Here is a 2160-nt window from a genome sequence, read left to right on the forward strand (position 1 = left end):
GGCAGGGCCTTGCGGTCGAGCTTGCGGTTGGGGGTGAGGGGCAGCGCGTCCAGGCGCACGATGCGCGCCGGCACCATGTAGTCCGGGAGTTCGGCCCGCAGCGCCGCCACCAGCGCCGCCTCCAGCCCCTCCCCCGCCGCCGCCGGCGCCGCCACGTAGCCGACCAGCCGCGCCCCGCCCGGACCCTCGCGCGCCACCACCGCCGCACCCCGCACTCCCGGGTGCGCCGCCAGCCGCGCCTCGATCTCGCCAAGCTCGATCCGGAAGCCGCGGATCTTCACCTGCTGGTCCGCCCGCCCGACATACTCCAGGGACCCGTCGCCGTGCCGGCGTGCCAGGTCGCCGGTGCGGTAGAGCCGCCCGCCCGCGCCGAACGGGTCCGCCACGAAGCGCTCCGCCGTCAGCCCGGGACGCCCGTGATAGCCCCGCGCCAGCCCGGCCCCGCCGATGTACAGCTCGCCCACCACCCCGTCCGGCACCGGCTCCAGCGCCCCGTCCAGCAGATAGAGCGCCGTCCCCGCCACCGGCCCGCCCAGACGCACCGCACCGCCCGGCGCCACCCGCCCCACCGCCGACCAGATCGTCGTCTCCGTCGGCCCGTACAGGTTCCACAGCGCCGCCGCCGACCCCGCCAGACGCCCCGCCAGATCCGCCGGCAGCGCCTCGCCTCCGCACAGCGCCACCCGGCCGGAGAGGCCGGCGTACCCCGCGTCCGCCTCCCCCAGCATCCGCCAGGTCGACGGCGTCGCCTGCACCGCCGTCACCCCGTGCCCGGCGATCGCCGCCCACAGAAGCGCCGGGTCGCGCGCCGCCGCGCGGTCCACCAGCACCACCGTGCCGCCGCTCACCAGCGGCCCGTACAGCTCCAGCGCCGCGATGTCGAACGACAGCGACGTCAGACCCAGCACCCGGTCCGCCGGACCCAGCCCGGGCTCGCGCGCCATGCTCGCCAGGAACGTCGCCAGCGATCCGTGGCGCACCGCCACCCCCTTCGGCCGTCCCGTCGAGCCCGAGGTGTAGATCACGTACGCCAGGTGCTCCGCCGACAGGGGCGCCGCCGGCACGCTCTCCGGCACCGGCGCGTCCTCCGCCGCCTCGTCCAGGCACCACACCGCCGTCCCGGCGGCCGGCGCCGGCAGGCCGGCCCGCAGCGACGTCTGGGTCAGCAGCAGGGCCGCCCCGCTGTCCTCCAGCATGTAGCCCAGCCGCTCCGCCGGGAAGGACGGGTCGAGCGGCACGTAGGCGCCGCCCGCCCGCAGCACGCCCAGGAGCGCCACCAGCAGCTCCGGCGTGCGCTCCAGCGCCACCGCCACCAGCCGGTCCGGCCCCACCCCGGCCGCCCGCAGCCGCGCCGCCAGACGGCCCGAGCGCGCCTCCAGCTCGCCGTAGCTCAGCCGCCGCCCGCCCTGCTCCACCGCCACCGCCTCCGGGGCGAGCCGGGCCCGGCGCACGAACGCCTCCGGCAGCAACAGCTCCGGCCGGGCCGCCGGCGCCCCCTCCACGCCCTGCGCCAGCGCCGCCGCGCGCTCGGCCGGGGCGAGCAGCGCCAGCGCCCCCAGCGGCCGCGCCGCGTCCTGCGCCATCGCCTCCAGCAGCCGGCGCAGCCAGCCGTCCAGGCGCCGCACCGCCGCCGTGCCCAGCCGCGCCCGGTCGTGGTGGTAGGTCAGCCGCAGCGTCTCCCCCGCCGTCACCTCGACCATCAGCGCGTAGTTCGACTGCTCGTGGCTGGCGGCGTCGCGCACGGCGAGCGCGTGGCGCCGGAAGGCCTCGGCCACGGGGTAGTTCTCGAACACCAGCAGGGTGTCGAACAGCGCCTGCCCGCCGCGCCCCAGCCAGCGCTGGATCTCCGCCAGCGGCGCCTGCTCGTGCTCGCGCATCGCCAGGTTGAGGTCCTGCACCGCCGCCAGCCAGGCGCCGACCGCCAGCGCCGGGTCGGGGGCGGCGGCCAGCGGCAGGGTGTTGATGAACAGCCCGACCTGGCGCTCCACCCCCGGGCGCTCGGCCGGGCGGCCCGAGGTGGTGGCCCCGCACACCACCGTGCGCTGGCCGGTGCAGCGCTGCAGCACCACCAGCCAGGCCGCCTGCACCAGCGTGTTCACCGTCACCCGCCGCGCCCGCGCGAAGGCCTGCAGGCGCGCCGTCGCCGCCGCGTCGAGGCCG

General features: G+C 78.5%; 1 protein-coding gene. It reads right to left on the reverse strand.

The genetic code is table 11. From position 1 onward, the window contains the following. A partial coding sequence (locus ACSBPG_RS31805; RefSeq protein WP_435541269.1) for an amino acid adenylation domain-containing protein occupies positions 1 to 2160 on the reverse strand: 2160 nt, incomplete at both ends.

Origin of the sequence: Azospirillum sp. ST 5-10 (assembly GCF_051225715.1) — a bacterium.
Lineage (GTDB): Bacteria > Pseudomonadota > Alphaproteobacteria > Azospirillales > Azospirillaceae > Azospirillum.